This is a genomic window from Aeromonas sp. FDAARGOS 1410 (assembly GCF_019048745.1).
GTDB lineage: Bacteria > Pseudomonadota > Gammaproteobacteria > Enterobacterales > Aeromonadaceae > Aeromonas > Aeromonas jandaei.
The window spans coordinates 3,709,287-3,723,992 of sequence record NZ_CP077401.1 but is presented as its reverse complement, the minus strand read 5'-3'; the positions used below and the strand labels follow the sequence as shown (position 1 = coordinate 3,723,992).

At 55.7% G+C, this 14,706-nt stretch carries 14 protein-coding genes; 9 read left to right on the top strand and 5 right to left on the bottom strand.

From position 1 onward, the window contains the following. Nucleotide 1: 1 nt before the first annotated feature. Nucleotides 2-628: a formate dehydrogenase FDH3 subunit beta gene (fdh3B, locus tag I6L40_RS17300; RefSeq protein ID WP_071910734.1), complete on the top strand. Its 627-nt coding sequence runs from the start codon at nucleotides 2-4 to the stop codon at nucleotides 626-628. Further along, nucleotides 625-1,596, top strand: coding sequence for a formate dehydrogenase subunit gamma (locus I6L40_RS17295; RefSeq protein ID WP_042031584.1), 972 nt, complete (start codon nucleotides 625-627; stop codon nucleotides 1,594-1,596). The genes fdh3B and I6L40_RS17295 overlap by 4 nt, the downstream gene beginning before the upstream one ends. 72 nt (nucleotides 1,597-1,668) lie before the next feature. On the opposite strand, the gene I6L40_RS17290 is transcribed toward I6L40_RS17295, so the two are convergent. Then, nucleotides 1,669-2,817 (bottom strand): hybrid sensor histidine kinase/response regulator, encoded by a 1,149-nt coding sequence (locus I6L40_RS17290; protein ID WP_071910736.1) that lies wholly within the window; start codon nucleotides 2,815-2,817, stop codon nucleotides 1,669-1,671. 246 nt (nucleotides 2,818-3,063) lie between these two features. Between I6L40_RS17290 and I6L40_RS17285 the strand changes: the two genes are divergently transcribed. Then, nucleotides 3,064-4,779 (top strand): NAD-dependent malic enzyme, encoded by a 1,716-nt coding sequence (locus tag I6L40_RS17285; protein ID WP_071910738.1) that lies wholly within the window; start codon nucleotides 3,064-3,066, stop codon nucleotides 4,777-4,779. An 84-nt stretch (nucleotides 4,780-4,863) separates the two neighbouring features. Here the strand turns inward: I6L40_RS17285 and I6L40_RS17280 are convergent, their stop codons facing one another. Together I6L40_RS17280 and I6L40_RS21080 are read right to left on the bottom strand one after the other, a co-directional pair. Next, nucleotides 4,864-5,205, bottom strand: a complete 342-nt coding sequence (locus I6L40_RS17280; protein WP_203130239.1) for an RT0821/Lpp0805 family surface protein — start codon at nucleotides 5,203-5,205, stop codon at nucleotides 4,864-4,866. Then, nucleotides 5,202-6,515 carry a hypothetical protein gene (locus tag I6L40_RS21080; protein WP_071910742.1) on the bottom strand — a complete coding sequence of 438 codons (1,314 nt, stop codon included), beginning with the start codon at nucleotides 6,513-6,515 and terminating at the stop codon, nucleotides 5,202-5,204. Before I6L40_RS21080 ends, I6L40_RS17280 begins: the two co-directional genes overlap by 4 nt. A 304-nt stretch (nucleotides 6,516-6,819) precedes the next feature. Between I6L40_RS21080 and I6L40_RS17270 the strand changes: the two genes are divergently transcribed. The 5 genes from I6L40_RS17270 (at nucleotide 6,820) to I6L40_RS17250 (ending at nucleotide 12,457) form a co-directional block, all read left to right on the top strand. Continuing rightward, a complete protein-coding gene (locus I6L40_RS17270) occupies nucleotides 6,820-8,058 on the top strand; it encodes a uracil-xanthine permease family protein (protein WP_041208933.1) in 1,239 nt (412 codons plus the stop codon). A gap of 533 nt (nucleotides 8,059-8,591) precedes the next feature. After that, nucleotides 8,592-9,323, top strand: coding sequence for an ABC transporter substrate-binding protein (locus tag I6L40_RS17265; protein WP_042031631.1), 732 nt, complete (start codon nucleotides 8,592-8,594; stop codon nucleotides 9,321-9,323). Between the two features lie 40 nt (nucleotides 9,324-9,363). Continuing rightward, a complete protein-coding gene (locus I6L40_RS17260; protein WP_071910744.1) occupies nucleotides 9,364-10,890 on the top strand; it encodes a methyl-accepting chemotaxis protein in 1,527 nt (508 codons plus the stop codon). Nucleotides 10,891-11,148: 258 nt separating this feature from the next. Further along, on the top strand, nucleotides 11,149-11,949 hold the full coding sequence (locus tag I6L40_RS17255; protein ID WP_071910746.1) for a winged helix-turn-helix domain-containing protein: 801 nt from the start codon (nucleotides 11,149-11,151) through the stop codon (nucleotides 11,947-11,949). Nucleotides 11,950-11,959: 10 nt separating this feature from the next. Further along, on the top strand, nucleotides 11,960-12,457 hold the full coding sequence (locus tag I6L40_RS17250) for a hypothetical protein (protein WP_071910748.1): 498 nt from the start codon (nucleotides 11,960-11,962) through the stop codon (nucleotides 12,455-12,457). Here the strand turns inward: I6L40_RS17250 and I6L40_RS17245 are convergent. After that, nucleotides 12,454-12,870: a GNAT family N-acetyltransferase gene (locus tag I6L40_RS17245; protein WP_071910750.1), complete on the bottom strand. Its 417-nt coding sequence runs from the start codon at nucleotides 12,868-12,870 to the stop codon at nucleotides 12,454-12,456. The genes I6L40_RS17250 and I6L40_RS17245 overlap by 4 nt on opposite strands. Before the next feature lie 158 nt (nucleotides 12,871-13,028). On the opposite strand from I6L40_RS17245, the gene I6L40_RS17240 reads away from it, so the two are divergent. After that, nucleotides 13,029-13,529, top strand: coding sequence for an SRPBCC domain-containing protein (locus I6L40_RS17240; protein WP_041208927.1), 501 nt, complete (start codon nucleotides 13,029-13,031; stop codon nucleotides 13,527-13,529). Nucleotides 13,530-13,725: 196 nt separating this feature from the next. On the opposite strand, the gene glk is transcribed toward I6L40_RS17240, so the two are convergent. Then, nucleotides 13,726-14,694, bottom strand: a complete 969-nt coding sequence (gene glk, locus I6L40_RS17235) for a glucokinase (protein ID WP_071910752.1) — start codon at nucleotides 14,692-14,694, stop codon at nucleotides 13,726-13,728. Nucleotides 14,695-14,706: the final 12 nt, after the last annotated feature.

The following is a 14,706-nucleotide window of genomic DNA, read 5'->3' as shown; positions in this document are numbered from 1 at the left end:
CATGGCCAGAATGAAATTCATGTGTGACACCAAGCGCTGCATCGAGTGCAACGGCTGTGTGACGGCGTGCAAGAACGAGAACGACGATGCCCTCGAGTGGGGCATCCAGCGCCGCCGGGTGGTGACCCTCAACGACGGCCTGCCGGGGGAGACCTCCATCTCGGTCGCCTGCATGCACTGCACCGACGCCCCCTGCATGGCGGTCTGCCCGGCCGACTGCTTCTATCACACCGACGACGGCATCGTGCTGCACAACAAGGATCTCTGCATCGGTTGCGGCTACTGCCTGTTTGCCTGCCCGTTCGGTGCCCCCCAGTTCCCGAAAACCGCCGCCTTTGGTGATCGGGGCAAGATGGACAAGTGCACCTTCTGCGCCGGTGGCCCGGAAGAGGATCACAGCGAGGCGGAGCGCCAGAAGTACGGCGCCAACCGCATCGCCGAGGGCAAGCTGCCCATGTGTGCCGAGCTCTGCTCCACCAAGGCACTGCTGGCGGGGGATGCGCAGGTCATCTCCGAAATCTTCCGCGAGCGGGTTGCCTATCGCGGTGCCAAGGATGCGGCCTGGGGTAATGGCGATGAGCTGTTTCACGATGCCAGCAAGCTGAACAAGCAGGGAGGGGCGGCATGAAAACCTGGCTAATGGCCCTGTTTGCTGCCCTGCTGCTGGTGAGTACCGCAAGTTTCGCCGACGCCGAGAAAGAGGCGGTCGGTTTTGCCGGCGCCGATTACTGGCGGGCGGTGAAGGATGGGCAGGAGGGGGTGACCACCTCCCGCTCGCCGGAGCACGGGGTGCTGATCTCGGTGCCGGGCCAGCTCTGGTTCGAGGTGAAGACCAAGTGGGTGTCGCCGCTCGGTGCCATCGCCATTTTCGGGTCGCTCGCCATGTGCGGCCTGATGTACTGGGTGGTGGGGCCGACCAAGCTCTCCAAACCGCGCACCGGGCGCAAGCTCAAGCGCTGGAGCCGGCTCGATCGGGCGCTGCACTGGACCACGGCGGGCATGTTCCTGACCCTTTCCGGGTCGGGACTGGCCATCATCTACGGCAAGCACTTCATCAAGCCGGTGGTGAGCCTCGGGGTGTGGGAGAACTGGATCTGGTTCGCCAAGGTGTTCCACAACTACGTGGGGCCGCTCTTCTTTCTCTGCCTGATGGGAGTGCTCATCAAGTGGTTCCGCCACAACATCGTCAACATGGTGGATGTGCAGTGGTTCATGAAGGCAGGCGGTATGCTGGGGCCCCACAAGGGGAGTCACCCTTCGGCGGGTTTCTCCAACGGCGGCGAGAAGGCGATCTTCTGGCTGCTGATCTGGTTTGGCGGCATTGTGGTGGCGACCGGGCTGTTCCTCGACTTCCCCATCTTCGGCCAGCTGCGCCGCCAGATGGAGTGGGCCAGCTTTATCCATATCGTCGGGGCGCTGATCCTTATCTGCGGTTTTATCTTCCATATCTACATGGGCCTGTTCCAGCTGGAAGGGGCGCTGGAGGGAATGGTGACCGGCGAGGTGGACGAGACCTGGGCCAAGGAGCACCACGACCTCTGGTATGAAGAGGTGAAGCACACTCTCGATGAGCCCAAGGCGGGCAAATCAAGCTGATGGTCGACAAAGAGTAAAGAGAAGGGGCGCAGCGGCGCCCCTTTTTATGTTCAATTTTCTCCGAATGCCGGCTCAGGCCACCGGCTTGAGCGGCAGGTGGATTTCGTAGCGCAATCCCTCGCCCGGCGGGCTGGTGACGTTGACCGAACCGCGCAAGTTGTTCTCTACCAGATTGTGGATACGGCAGGCGCTGAGCCCGCAGTGGCTGGTGTTGCCGCGCAGGGTGGTGAAGAAGGGTTCAAACAGGCGGGGAAGTTTCTCTGGCGGCATGCCGGGGCCCGAGTCCTGATAAGTGAGCAGCAGCGACTCCTCATCCTGAGCGACGTGGATGGTGAAGCTGTGCTCCCCGTTGCCGTGAAAGGCGTGGTCCATGCTGTTTTTCACCAGCTCCTGCAGCAGGTCGACGAAGAGCGTCTCGGGGGCGGTCAGGGTGACTTCGCTCCCCTCAAGGCGGGGGGTGACTCTGGCAATCTGCAGCTCGGCGGCGAATGCCTGCAACATATGCTCGGCACACTTCTTCACTGCGAAGGGGCGCGCCTCCTGTTCGTTCTGATCGCGGGTCAGCTCCTTGAAGCGGGTGATGAGCAGGGCGACCCGGCGCAGGCTGGACTCCACCAGCTCGGTGCCCTCCTTGATATCGGTCAGCTGCTGGTTGAGCAGGCGCTGACCCAGAACCCCGTTTTTTACCGCATTGGCCAGCAGATCGCCGGCGCCCTGAATAAGGCTGGAGGCGGTGATGCCAACTCCGACCGGCGTGTTGATCTCGTGGGCGATGCCGGCGGTGAGCTGAAACAGGCTCTGATAGAGCTGTACCTTGGCCTGCTGGCGACCAAGCTCGCGCAGGCGCAGCTGGTTCTGCACCCGGGCCAGTACCTCGAGCTGGTGGAACGGCTTGGAGACATAGTCGCAGCCGCCCGCCTGAAAGGCCTGCTCAAGGGCACTGATCTCGCTGTTGGCGCTGATGAAGATGACGGGCAAGCCCCAGTGCCCCTGTTGTTGTTTGATACGGCGGCACGCCTCGTAGCCATCCATCACTGGCATATTGATGTCCATCAGAATGAGGTCGGGAGTGGCTTGCGCGACCGCAGCAACGGCCTGCTGGCCATCTTCAGCTTCCCGCACCTGATAGCCCTCCTCTTCGAGCAGGCTGCGCAGGATATAGCGATTGGAGGCCATATCATCGACGACAAGAATGTTGTGTATGGTGTTGGTGCCTGGCATACCGGTTGGTGTTTCCGTGCAATGGGTCTGATGTTCAGCATAGTTCTTCATCAACCGCAGTGTGGTCTGATGCCGTCGCCATTGGTGCGGAAAATGGATGTGTTTGAGTCACGTTTGGGCATCTTTTTGGCCGCAGGGTATGGCCAAGCTCACAAAATGAAACAACTAAACGTCATATGATTGATTTCATTATGAGTCTTGCTCTCCTGCCGAACGGCAACTTCACGTAAATCAAAGAGAATGACTATGGCTACCGGACAATATCTGCTGTGGAAAGATGCACAGGGACAGGATTTTCGCCCCGTTGCACTGACAGGCACTGATCTGCTCAACAATCGTTATCTCAACAAGGGCACCGCCTTTACCGAACAGGAGCGGGCCGATTTCGATCTCGATGGCTTGCTGCCTCCTCAGGTGCAAACCTTCGAAGCCCAGCTGGATCGGGTTTATGAAGGCTTCAAGAGCGCGAGCAGCGATATCGAGAAATACCAGAACCTGCGCGCGCTGCAGGATCGCAACGAGACCCTCTTCTATGCCCTGTTGTCTCGCCATGTGGAGGAGATGACCCCCTATATCTATACCCCGACCGTCGGCAAGGCGTGTCAGGAGTTCAGCCACCGCTTCCAGAAGCCGCGCGGCCTCTACATCACCCCGGACAACGTGGATGACATGGGCAGTCAGGCCCGCCACTTCGATGCCAAATCGATCCGCATCATTGTTGTAACCGACAGCCAGGGGATTCTGGGGATCGGCGACCAGGGGGTTGGCGGTATGGGTATTCCCATCGGCAAGCTGGCGCTCTATACCCTGGGGGCGGGCATCCATCCGGCCTGCTGCATGCCGATTGCGCTGGATGTCGGCACCGACAACCAGAAACTGCTGGATGATCCCATGTACCTCGGTCGCCCGCACAAGCGGATCCGTGGCAAGGAGTATGAGGAGTTCATCGACAAGTTCGTGCAGGGGGTCAAGCGTCACTTCCCAAATGCGGTGCTGCAGTGGGAAGATTTCAGCAAATCCAACGCCTTCAACAATCTGGCCCGCTATCAGCAGTCGCTGCCGTCGTTCAACGACGATATTCAGGGTACGGGGGCCGTGGTGCTGGCAGGTATCATTGGGGCGGTCAAGGTCAAGGGTGAGACGCTGGGCCAACAGAACTATCTGGTCTATGGCGCAGGCGCCGGCGGGGTCGGCGTGGCGGATCAAATCTGCGCTGGGATGATCCGCGAGGGGATGGATCCGCAGGCCGCGCGGGATCGCATCTATATTCTGGATACCCAGGGACTGGTGTGTGACAACCGCGAGGGGCTTGACGAGTACAAGCGCCGCTACGCCAAGCCGGGCCTGCTGCTGGCTAGCTGGGACACCGAAGTGCCCGGCAAGGCCAGTCTGACCGATGTGTTGCGTCATGTGCCCATCACCGTTTTGTTGGGAACCAGTGGTTCAGGTGGCGCCTTCAAGGAAGAGCACATCCAGCTGATGCAAAAGCACTGCGAACGTCCCATGGTGTTCCCGCTCTCCAACCCGACCGCCAACTGCGAAGCCTTGCCGGAAGATATCTACAACTGGAGCCAAGGCAAGGCCATCGTCGCGACCGGCAGTCCGTTCAAGGATGTGAATTATGACGGGCAGGATTTCCGGGTCGGGCAGGGCAACAACGTCTTTATCTTCCCCGGTGTTGGGCTGGCTGCGATTGTCAGCCAGATCCGCGAGATCACGCCCGATATCTTCACCACCGCCGCCTTTGCACTGGCCGAGTGCGTAAGTGAGGTCGATCTGGCGAAAGGGGCTGTCTATCCGCGTATTCGCGAGCTGCGCAGCATCTCGGTGCATGTGGCGACTGCAGTGCTCAAGGATATCGTGCGCCGGGATCCATCCCACCCGCTGATTGGCCAGGATCTGCAACTGCATATCCTCAACCACATGTGGGAGCCGGTTTACCTGCCCTATCGTCGGGTATAACCGCGTATCCACCACCCGGATAACGGGTCGGCCAAAATGACAAGGGGGTCGCACTGCTACCCCCTTCGTTTATTCCATCACGTACTAAGTGCGTAGTGGCCGCCAGCGCCCTTGCTGATTGCGGCAGGCGGTATCCTGCCACTGCTGGCTGGCCTTGCCGATATAGAGTTGCTCGCGATAGTCGCGACACCACTCTCCACTGGTATGGCGGAAGGTGCGCAGCGGGGTGACGCTACCCGAGTGACGGTTAGCCGGATTGAACCAGGTGAGGCTCTGCCCTTTGGTGCGGGTTTCCAGCGCCTTGGCGAGTGCCTGATTGGCCAGTTGAACATCTGCCTTATCCATTTGATGGTAAAGCGGCTGGGTGTCGACCGTGGCGCAGCCAGCGAGGCCGAGCAGGAGGAGTGTTAGCAGATAACGCATTATGGTTGCCCCTGTTGGCGAAAGCCGTCGTTGAGCAGCGCACGCTCCTGCTCATCGGTAAGCACCTGTTGGCGATCATCGACCGTGCCATCGCCCCTGAGCTTGTTGCCGTTGGCATCGACGGTATCCACACCGTTATCATCGACCGTACCATCGCCTCTGAGTTTGTTGCCGTTGGCATCGACGGCGTCTACGCCGTTATCATCGACCGTGCCATCGCCTCTGAGTTTGTTGCCATTGGCATCGACGGTATCTACGCCGTTATCATCGACCGTGCCATCACCTCTGAGCTTGTTGCCGTTGGCATCGACGGTGTCTACGCCGTTATCATCGACCGTGCCATCACCTCTGAGCTTGTTGCCGTTGGCATCGACGGCATCTACACCGTTGTCATCAAGCCCGTTGCCAAGGCCGCGACCACCGGCATGAAGGTCTCCTCCGCCATGCAACTCGCCACCAGCATGGCGCTCTTCACCCGTATGTTGGTCTCCTCCTGCGTGTTCACCACCTCCATGTTCACTGCCACCTCCACTATTTTCGCTACCACCTCCTCCGTGGTCACCGCCACCACCGCTATTGTCGCTACCACCGCCTCCGTGGTCACCGCCACCGCCGCTATTGTCGTTACCACCGCCTCCGTGGTCACTGCCACCGCCGCTATTGTCGTTACCACCGCCTCCGTGGTCGCTGCCACCCCCATTACCATCCTTGTTATGCACGATTAATGAATTGGCTATATAGCTATGGGTACCATTAAGAACCAGGTTGAACAGCTCGGTGGTAGGCGGAGCGTCAATCCAGTAGATGGATTCCACCAGCAGCTCAACCGGTTGCGGTGCCAATGCCAGGTTGCCAGTGTTAGCGGCGGCCGACCATCCCAGTAGTCGCATGCCGGTAAAGAGGGGCAATACAATCAATGTCGGGTTTTCGGCACGAGTCATGGCTGGTGAGATAGCAGCCCAACCGCGAGTGGTCAGGAATGGGTGTTCGCCGGTAAAGAAAGGAGGTAGTTGGTTGATGCCATAGAGTCTGCGATCACCCAAGAGCACACGCTCTACCGCCAAGATCTGGTTGGTATGGCCATATTGATCCAGAACTCGTTCACCTGCTTGCAATGTCTCTATGAGACGTTCGCTACCATCGGCCATGGTGATGCGGGTGCCAGCAACGAAGCAGGACTCGGCATATGCCTTGGTCACCTGCCACTCTTGATGGGCAAAGTCATAGCTAAACGGGTTGGCAAATAGGGCTAATGCAATGGCAGAACCAATCAGGAGCCTGCGTTGTGTCGGTTTGAAAGGGGGTTTTGGCATGGAGGACTCCTTGTCCATTTTGAACCGTGTGGTCAAGTATAGAGCGGTGCGGGGAGACCTTGAGTGGAGACCGGTAAAGCAAACATGATGGAAAAACGATTGGCGTTTGCCACAAAAGTACGTAAAATCGCATACTCGATGCTTGTAGCAACGAATCCCGCCTAAAAAGCCTGTTTCATGCCCTCCCCAAGCAGTAAAACGTAATTTGTGATGCCTATATGCTCACTTTTTACCTTGAAAGCGTCTTTCGATAACTGAAAAGTGTCAAATATCCCTGTCAGTTATCAAAAAATTAAGGACATCCATGTTTTCCCTAGTCAAGCAAAGTGTCGCCGGGCTGCAGATCCTGTTTGTTGCCTTCGGTGCCATGGTTCTGGTGCCTCTGCTCACCGGACTGAACCCCTCCATGGCCCTGCTTGGCGCCGGTGTGGGCACCCTGTTGTTCCAGCTCTGTACCCGCCGCCAAGTGCCCATTTTTCTGGGCTCCAGCTTCGCTTTCATTGCTCCCATCATCTATGCCACCCAGACCTGGGGCTTGCCGTCCACCATGTTCGGTCTGTTTGCTGCCGGTTTCATGTATTTCATTCTGGCTGCGCTGATCCGGGCGAAAGGGATGGGATTTGTCCATAAATTGCTGCCGCCGGTGGTGATTGGCCCGGTGATCATGGTGATTGGTCTCTCCGTGGCACAGGTGGCCTGCAATATGGCGATGGGGCGTGCCGGTGGCGAGCAGGTTGTTCCTGCATCAACCGCGCTGACTCTGGCCGGTATTTCGCTGGCGGTGACCCTGATTGCTGCTGTGTTCTGCAAGGGGTGGATCAAGTTGATCCCCATCCTGTGTGGCGTGATTGCCGGTTATGTCTCTGCCGTACTGATGGGACAGGTTAACTTCGATGGTCTGATCAACACCCCTTGGCTGGCGTTGCCTCACTTTGAAACTCCTGAGGTCAACTGGGCCGCAGCGCTGTTCATGCTGCCGGTGGCGATTGCTCCCTGTATCGAGCATATCGGTGGCGTGCTCGCCATTGGTGGTGTGACTGGTCAGGACTACACCAAAAATCCGGGTCTGCACCGTACTCTGGCCGGTGACGGTATCGGCGTCTGCTTCGCTGGCCTGATCGGTGGCCCTCCCGTAACCACCTATGCAGAAGTAACCGGCGCGGTGATGATCACCCGCAACTTCAATCCGGTTACCATGACCTGGGCCGCGGTATTTGCCATCATTCTGGCCTTCTTTGGCAAGTTCAATGCGCTGCTCACCTCCATCCCGATGCCGGTGATGGGTGGTATCATGCTGCTGCTGTTCGGATCCATCGCTGCCATCGGTCTTAAGACGCTGGTCGAATCCAAAGTGGATCTGGGATTGTCGCGCAATATCGCCATCGTGGCCGTAACCCTGACCGTGGGTGTCGGTGCGCTGGAGATGAAGATCGGTGACTTCGCTTTGGCTGGTGTTGGTCTGGCTTCGGTTGCCGCTATCCTGCTCAACCTGATCCTGCCTGCCCACTCAGAAGAGGGGGTTATGGACTCCGCCAAGGATTGATTTTTGCCAGACGTCTCAAGCGGATAAGCATAAAGCCACCTCACGGTGGCTTTATGCTTTCTCATTTTTGTCATGGATCAAGGATTGCCTCGCCAGCGACTTTATGTCGCCACACCTATTTGACGGATCTCTCTTCGTGGCCTTAGCTAAAGGACAGGTTTGGCTCTAAGGCAGTCTTGAGCAGGGACGAGAAAATGGATGTTGGTGTTCTCACTCATTCTTTCCTGATCACGTGTTGGCACATCACTAAGGTGCCTTCGTATATCACATCAAGGTTGGATGCATTTCACGTTGTAACTCATCCACGGTTACTTGCCTCTATCTCTTTCATTGCCATTTGGCCACAGATTTTGTTCGAGCCACATTGCTCCAAATGGTGGCTTGCTAACACCATTCGAATCTGTTTGCTGCTGCGTATCTGATTCGCGGGTAGCGAGCCGTGGAAACCGGCACGGCCCGAGTTCGGGCCATACAGCCCAGCCATTGATGACGGCGGGGGTTTAGGGATGAATGGCAAGCAAAGCGAGGTCGCAATGAACTATCAATTGTTGTGGAAAGGTGCCCTGTTTTCAGTCTCTTCCGTGCTGGCGTTGGGAGCGGCGCAGGCTGCACCGCTAAACGTGATGACTGAGGATTACCCACCGTTCAACATGCAAGGGGAAGGGGGCAAGATTGTAGGCCTCTCTACCGAGGTCGTTGAAGAGCTGTTCAAGCGCGCTGGAGTTGAATACAAGATTACCCTGATGCCCTGGAAACGGGCTTATGAAGATACCCTCAGTACCCCCAACACCGCGCTCTATTCCACGACTCGCACGCCGGAACGTGAAACTCTGTTCAAATGGGTTGGCCCCTTGGTTAACAATAACTGGGTCTTCTTCTCCAGCTCCACTGCCAATATTTCGATCAAGTCGCTGGACGATGCCAAACAGTATTCGGTCGGTGGCTATAACGGCGATGCTGCTGCCGAGTATTTGAAAGCGCAGGGTTTTTCCAAGTTGCAGCTGGCCGCCAACGATACGGCAAACGTGAAAAAACTGGAGGCTGGACGTATCGATCTGTGGGCAACAGGTCAGTATCTGGCCCCCTATCTGGCGAACAAGGAGAAGGCAGCCAATCCCAAACCGGTATTCGTGTTCAAGGAAACCCAGATGAGTTTGGCGTTCAACAAAGATACCCCTGATGAGCTTATTAAAAAGTTGAATGAAATCCTGGCAGCCATGAAAGCAGATGGCACCATCGAGAAGATCAACGCCAAGTACCAGTAAGTCTTACTGCTCGGGCTGCCGTTAATACCGGGAGGAAGCCATGGATTGGAAAAGTCTGAAGTTCAGGATTGCCGTGCTGACCTCCCTGTCGGTGAGTCTGCTGTTGGTATTGTTTGGGGGGTACAATTACAGTGCCTCCAGGGCGGAGAGCTACAGCAAACAAGCGCAGCTGGTGGACCAGGCCATCAGCCGTCTGCAGCTCTCTTTGCCAGGCCCTTTATGGAACTACGAATCCTCATTTATAGAGGCATCGCTCAAGTCCGAGCTGGCTGCCGACATGCTGAGTGCCTTGCTGGTGGTCAGCAAGGACAAGTTGGTAGCCGGTTTCTCTCGTGATGAGGCGGGGTCGATTGCACCGATCAGTACAATCCCCGCTGATATCAGCACATACAGTGGTCATGATCTGGTTTATGACGACAGCGGCCAGAAGACGACAGTAGCCCGCTTGTTGGTGCATACCAGCGATGCCGCCATTCAGGCACACCTGCGGCAGCAACTGATTACCACTGTTTGGCAGATTGTGGTGCTTGATATCTGCATCATCGCCTTGTTGATGGTTCTGATGCATCGCAATGTGCTGCGACCGCTCAACCAGATGAATCAAGCCGTGTTCGATTTAGCCCAAGGAGATGGTGACCTGACCCAGCGTTTGAAAATCAACCGTCAGGATGAGATGGGTACGCTTGCTATCAACATCAACCACTTTATTGCCAAGCTGCAGGAGATGGTGGCGGAGATTAACGAGTTGTCGGCCGGGGTACTGCAAACGGCAGAGCGGTGTGACTATTTGTCTGCTGATACCCGCAGTGGTAGCGATGCCCAGCAATCCGAACTGGATCAGGTTGCAACGGCTATCACCGAGATGAGCCAGGCAGTGCAGGAAGTGGCAGGGAATGCCGTGAAAACCTCTACGGCAACTGACGAAGCCAATCTTTATGTAGAGCAGGGATATAGTCTGGCAGGCCATGCCAATGAGGCGATCAGACAGCTGGTGGGTGAAGTGGAACGGGTTGCGACACTGATGCGTTCTTTGTCTACCGAGAGCAACAGCATCGGCAATATTATCGAAGTAATCAACGGTATTGCCGAACAGACCAATCTTCTTGCGCTGAATGCAGCTATCGAGGCTGCGAGAGCCGGAGACCAAGGGCGAGGTTTTGCCGTTGTGGCCGACGAGGTGAGGACGCTGTCCGGGCGTACTCGCCAGTCAACGGAAGAGATCAGCGCTAGCATTAAGCGTTTGCAACAGGCTACCCAGAATGTGGGTGCCGGGATGCAACAGAGTCAGGATAGAGCGTCACAGGCTGGCGCTGAAGCTGCTGATGTGCAGATGTCGGTTGAGAAGATAAAGAATCAGGTCAGCCTGATCCGCGAGATGAACATGTATATTGCGCAGGCTTCGGAGGAGCAGCACTCGGTTGCCGAGGCGGTGAGCCACAGCGTCAACCGGATTGCGACACTCAATAGTGAAAATGCTGGAAGAGTTGCCCAGGTTGCCGAAGCAAGCAGCGACCTGCGTCAGTTATCAGCCCAGCTGGACAAGTTGTTGAAGCAGTTTAGGGTCTGAAACGGTTCTCTTTATGACATACCAAACAACGGATTCATCCTGCCTGTTCCCCCGGTCTGGCCGGGGGAACCTTTGAAAGGTGATACAGATAGATACTGCCCTGATTTTCCCGTCGTACACTTCTCTCGCTCCTATTGTGAAGCAGATCCTTACCCATTAGAATTTCCCGCGATGGCAGGCCGTTTTCGGAGCTGTTTGATTCTATCTGGATGTGGATTCCGGTTTGCTTGACGATGAAGAAAATAGCAAGGGGCTGATATGACGGGCGTTGCGACAGGCAATAACATATCAACCTACCATTTCGGTGATTATGTTTTTGATGTTAAAAGGCGGGAGCTGGCTTTTGGTGCGGATTCAGATGCCGCACAAACCAGTAAGACAGCCCGGTTTTCATCGGCAGAGTCTCTCATCTTCTGCTATTTACTGGATCATCCCGATGAAGTGTGTGACAAGGATTTACTGCTGGATATTGGTTGGCAAGGGCGTCCTATCAGCCCCAATTCATTGAACGTAGCCATTGCCAATATCCGTCGCCACTTCGCCCTGACTCCCCAGATCCTCGATATAAAAAGTACGCCTAAAAAGGGTTATTCCTTGCATCTTAATTGCAAGGTCATTGTGGGATATGGCTATCAGGAACCCGAAAATGTTGTCACTGACCCATATCCCATATCGGATGAGATAATTGCTGCATCCTCCCATCTTACGTCTCCTGAAACAGCCTCTTCATCAGGTGATAAGGTAGTTGCCCCCACAGCAGCCGAGGCAACATCCCTCATGCAACGTATCAAGTTTGCAATGCTGCGTCGTTTGGAACGGCCGATGTTGGCAAAAACCTTGACCTATATAAATATTACTTTTGTCTTGTTATTGCTTTCTGTTGCCAGTTATTTGCATTTTGAATGGCTCCACGTCAGCTGTGGCGAGGGCGCTTCGGGACTTGTTTGCCGTATGGAAGCCAAAAGCGAAGTGCCAGTCACCAAACCTGACTCTCTGGTTCTGATCTCGGGCCATCAGGTGCGTATTTTTTCCTACCAAGAGTTAGAACAAACGCCTTAAGGGATGGCTGATGAAACGAACGTTGAAAAATGCCTTGCTGTTTCTACCGCTGTCCTTGGTACTGCTTTTTGTCGCGGGGATGTTCATCAACAGCCTGGGATGTCATTACGAACTTCGAATGTCTGCGAATGGCGTCAATTATCATGGGGTATGTCGTTGGGGCAAGATCACCGTGATTGAGGAGGAAGAGTCCACCAAGGAGAAATGGCGGATAACCGGATTTCAACTGACGTTGTTTGACCAGCTGGTATATCTCATCGACAGCAGGGTACAGCTCCACGAGTCTGGCAAGGACGACTCATATCTGAACGAATACAATCTCATCCAGTCCCAGTACGCATTGGTTAACTATGCTTGGGTGCCGTTGACGGAAAACAAGGTGGCGATTTTTCAGCGAGATCCGGTACACGAGGTTGTGATTGCGCAGCGTGATGGCTGGTTTGATCTCTACCGCTGGTTCTTTCCCCCAGTACCATTATTGCCAACCAAAGGGCAGAGTGAAGGTTAAGCCTTGATTAGCATGCACCAGGGGCCAGTAAGATCGCAGTGACCTCTCTCCTCGGTCTCTATCCAGCCAAGCCGGTGATAAAACGCAACTGCTGCAGTATTGCGTGTGGCGACTTTAAGTGAGCCCGAGCCGGTAGCAAGGCCCTGTTCAAGCAGGGCTCGTCCAATCCCGTGGCCATGCCAGTCTGTCGAAACATAAAGATGGTGGACAAAATTATCGGGTTTCCAGATTGCAATAAAGCCGCAGATATTTCCTCCGTGTTCGGCAATCCATATTTCCTCTCCTGCTGTTTGTTGCTCAAAATCATCGAGCTGGAACCTGGCTGGTTCTACCCAATAAAACGTGTCTCTGCGACTTTTCAGGAAGAGCTGGGCTAGTTGGGGAATATCTTTTGGTTCCATTACGCGGATCATTCTGACCTCCCTGGTCAGGCCGTGGCACATCTTATGTGCCCTGGTTTTTGTTGTTCAGAAGTAAATGACAAGGACGTGATTAAGCTCTGTCTATTGTCATGAGCATGGGGCTATACTGCCGAAGTCCCCTGTATGGATGGCTTGAGGCTCGCTGATTTATGGACAATAAACAGATTGAAGGCAACATCTTTGTTCCGGCTCATATAGACGATGTCTGGCATGCCTGGACAACAGAGAGTGGCCTGCGCAGTTTTCTGGCGCCCGAGTGTTTGATGGTGGCTGAACCGAATGGCCCGTTCGAGATCTACTTCAGACCGGATGCTCCGCTTGGGGAGCGAGGCAGTGAAGGGTGCCGGGTGATGGCTGTGATGCCCTACGACCTGCTCAGTTTCAGTTGGAATTTTCCTCCCTCTTTCCCGCACATTCGCCAGCAAAAGACTCAGGTTTGTCTGCGCTTTGTACCGGAAGGGCAGGGTACCCGTCTCTATTTCCTGCAAACCGGTTGGGCCAATGATCCAGACTGGGATCAGGGCTACGCCTATTTCCGGGAAGAGTGGCTGGAGACCAGCTTGCCACGGCTGCAGTACCGCTTTACTCATGGCCCTATTGACTGGAGCAATCCACCTGACAAGGCGCAGTTGAAGTCGCTGGCGCAGTAATTTGAAGATAAAAAAAACCGGCCAGAGGGCCGGTTGAAACAGTTCAGGCTTGTCAGGTGACAAACGTATCCAGTGGATGAAAGAGGTTTCCACTCCTTGTGAATTCCAGCTCTCTTGGTTACGTGCAGACACTATATGTCCGGATCACTGAATTGAGGCTGAACCATGGATCATTCAGCCCCATTCCCACCTTTGTTCAGATGGCCATACCCATCGACTGACGCAAGTAGGCGCCAGCGCCAAGCAGCCCCGGGCCCTCATGGGTAATGAGGAAAACCGGGATCTCCTTGAGATAGGATTTGAAGCGGCCTTTGTCTTCAAACGCCACTCGAAAACCCGAGTTGATAAAGAACTCCTTGAAACGCGGCACTATGCCGCCGGCGATATAGACGCCGCCGAACGTGCCCATATTGAGGGCCAGGTTACCGGCAAAGCGACCCATCAACACGCAGAAGAGGCTCAGGGTACGGCGGCAATCGAGGCAGGATCCGGCCAGCGCCCGTTCGGTGATCGCTTTGGGTTCTAGTGCTTCAGGCTCACGCCCGTCTGATTTGACCAGCCCGCGATAGAGATTGACCAGGCCCGGACCAGAGAGAAAGCGCTCGGCCGAGACATGGCCCAGCTCGCCGCGCATCACCTGCAAAACGGCATCTTCTTCTTCATTGTTGGCCGCAAAATCGACATGACCGCCTTCACCCGGCAGGCTGAGCCACTGCTTGCCTGCTTTCACCAGATGTGCGACGCCCAGCCCGGTGCCAGCGCCGTAGATGGCGATAGGTTTCCCGGCGATGGGGGTGGCACCTCCAAGCTGGATTCGCTCTTCATCAGCCAATACCGGTACTGCCATGGAGACGGCGGTGAAGTCGTTGATCACCTGCAGACGGCCAAGGCCAAGGTTTGCCTGCATCTCGCTGATGGAAAATTCCCAGCTGTGGTTGGTCATGGCGACCCAGTCACCGTTGATGGGGCAGGCAATCGCGATACAGGCTTCATTGACTTGAGCCTTGTGCTCTTCCAGATAAAGGCGGACGACCGCTTCCAGAGATGGGTGCTCCAGACCTGAGTAAGTCTTGGCTTGAGAGATTGCGCCGGTGGCCAGTTCGCACAAGGCCAGGCGAGCATTGGTTCCGCCGACATCGCCGACCAGTGCATGGGTATGCTGCATAACAACTCCTTC

What these genes read in the sequence shown, in the direction of transcription:
- fdh3B (WP_071910734.1), top strand. Translation starts at nt 2, where the DNA reads ATGGCCAGAATGAAATTCATGTGTGACACCAAGCGCTGCATCGAGTGC.
- I6L40_RS17295 (WP_042031584.1), top strand. Translation starts at nt 625, where the DNA reads ATGAAAACCTGGCTAATGGCCCTGTTTGCTGCCCTGCTGCTGGTGAGT.
- I6L40_RS17290 (WP_071910736.1), bottom strand. Translation starts at nt 2,817, where the DNA reads ATGCCAGGCACCAACACCATACACAACATTCTTGTCGTCGATGATATG.
- I6L40_RS17285 (WP_071910738.1), top strand. Translation starts at nt 3,064, where the DNA reads ATGGCTACCGGACAATATCTGCTGTGGAAAGATGCACAGGGACAGGAT.
- I6L40_RS21080 (WP_071910742.1), bottom strand. Translation starts at nt 6,515, where the DNA reads ATGCCAAAACCCCCTTTCAAACCGACACAACGCAGGCTCCTGATTGGT.
- I6L40_RS17270 (WP_041208933.1), top strand. Translation starts at nt 6,820, where the DNA reads ATGTTTTCCCTAGTCAAGCAAAGTGTCGCCGGGCTGCAGATCCTGTTT.
- I6L40_RS17265 (WP_042031631.1), top strand. Translation starts at nt 8,592, where the DNA reads ATGAACTATCAATTGTTGTGGAAAGGTGCCCTGTTTTCAGTCTCTTCC.
- I6L40_RS17260 (WP_071910744.1), top strand. Translation starts at nt 9,364, where the DNA reads ATGGATTGGAAAAGTCTGAAGTTCAGGATTGCCGTGCTGACCTCCCTG.
- I6L40_RS17255 (WP_071910746.1), top strand. Translation starts at nt 11,149, where the DNA reads ATGACGGGCGTTGCGACAGGCAATAACATATCAACCTACCATTTCGGT.
- I6L40_RS17250 (WP_071910748.1), top strand. Translation starts at nt 11,960, where the DNA reads ATGAAACGAACGTTGAAAAATGCCTTGCTGTTTCTACCGCTGTCCTTG.
- I6L40_RS17245 (WP_071910750.1), bottom strand. Translation starts at nt 12,870, where the DNA reads ATGATCCGCGTAATGGAACCAAAAGATATTCCCCAACTAGCCCAGCTC.
- I6L40_RS17240 (WP_041208927.1), top strand. Translation starts at nt 13,029, where the DNA reads ATGGACAATAAACAGATTGAAGGCAACATCTTTGTTCCGGCTCATATA.
- glk (WP_071910752.1), bottom strand. Translation starts at nt 14,694, where the DNA reads ATGCAGCATACCCATGCACTGGTCGGCGATGTCGGCGGAACCAATGCT.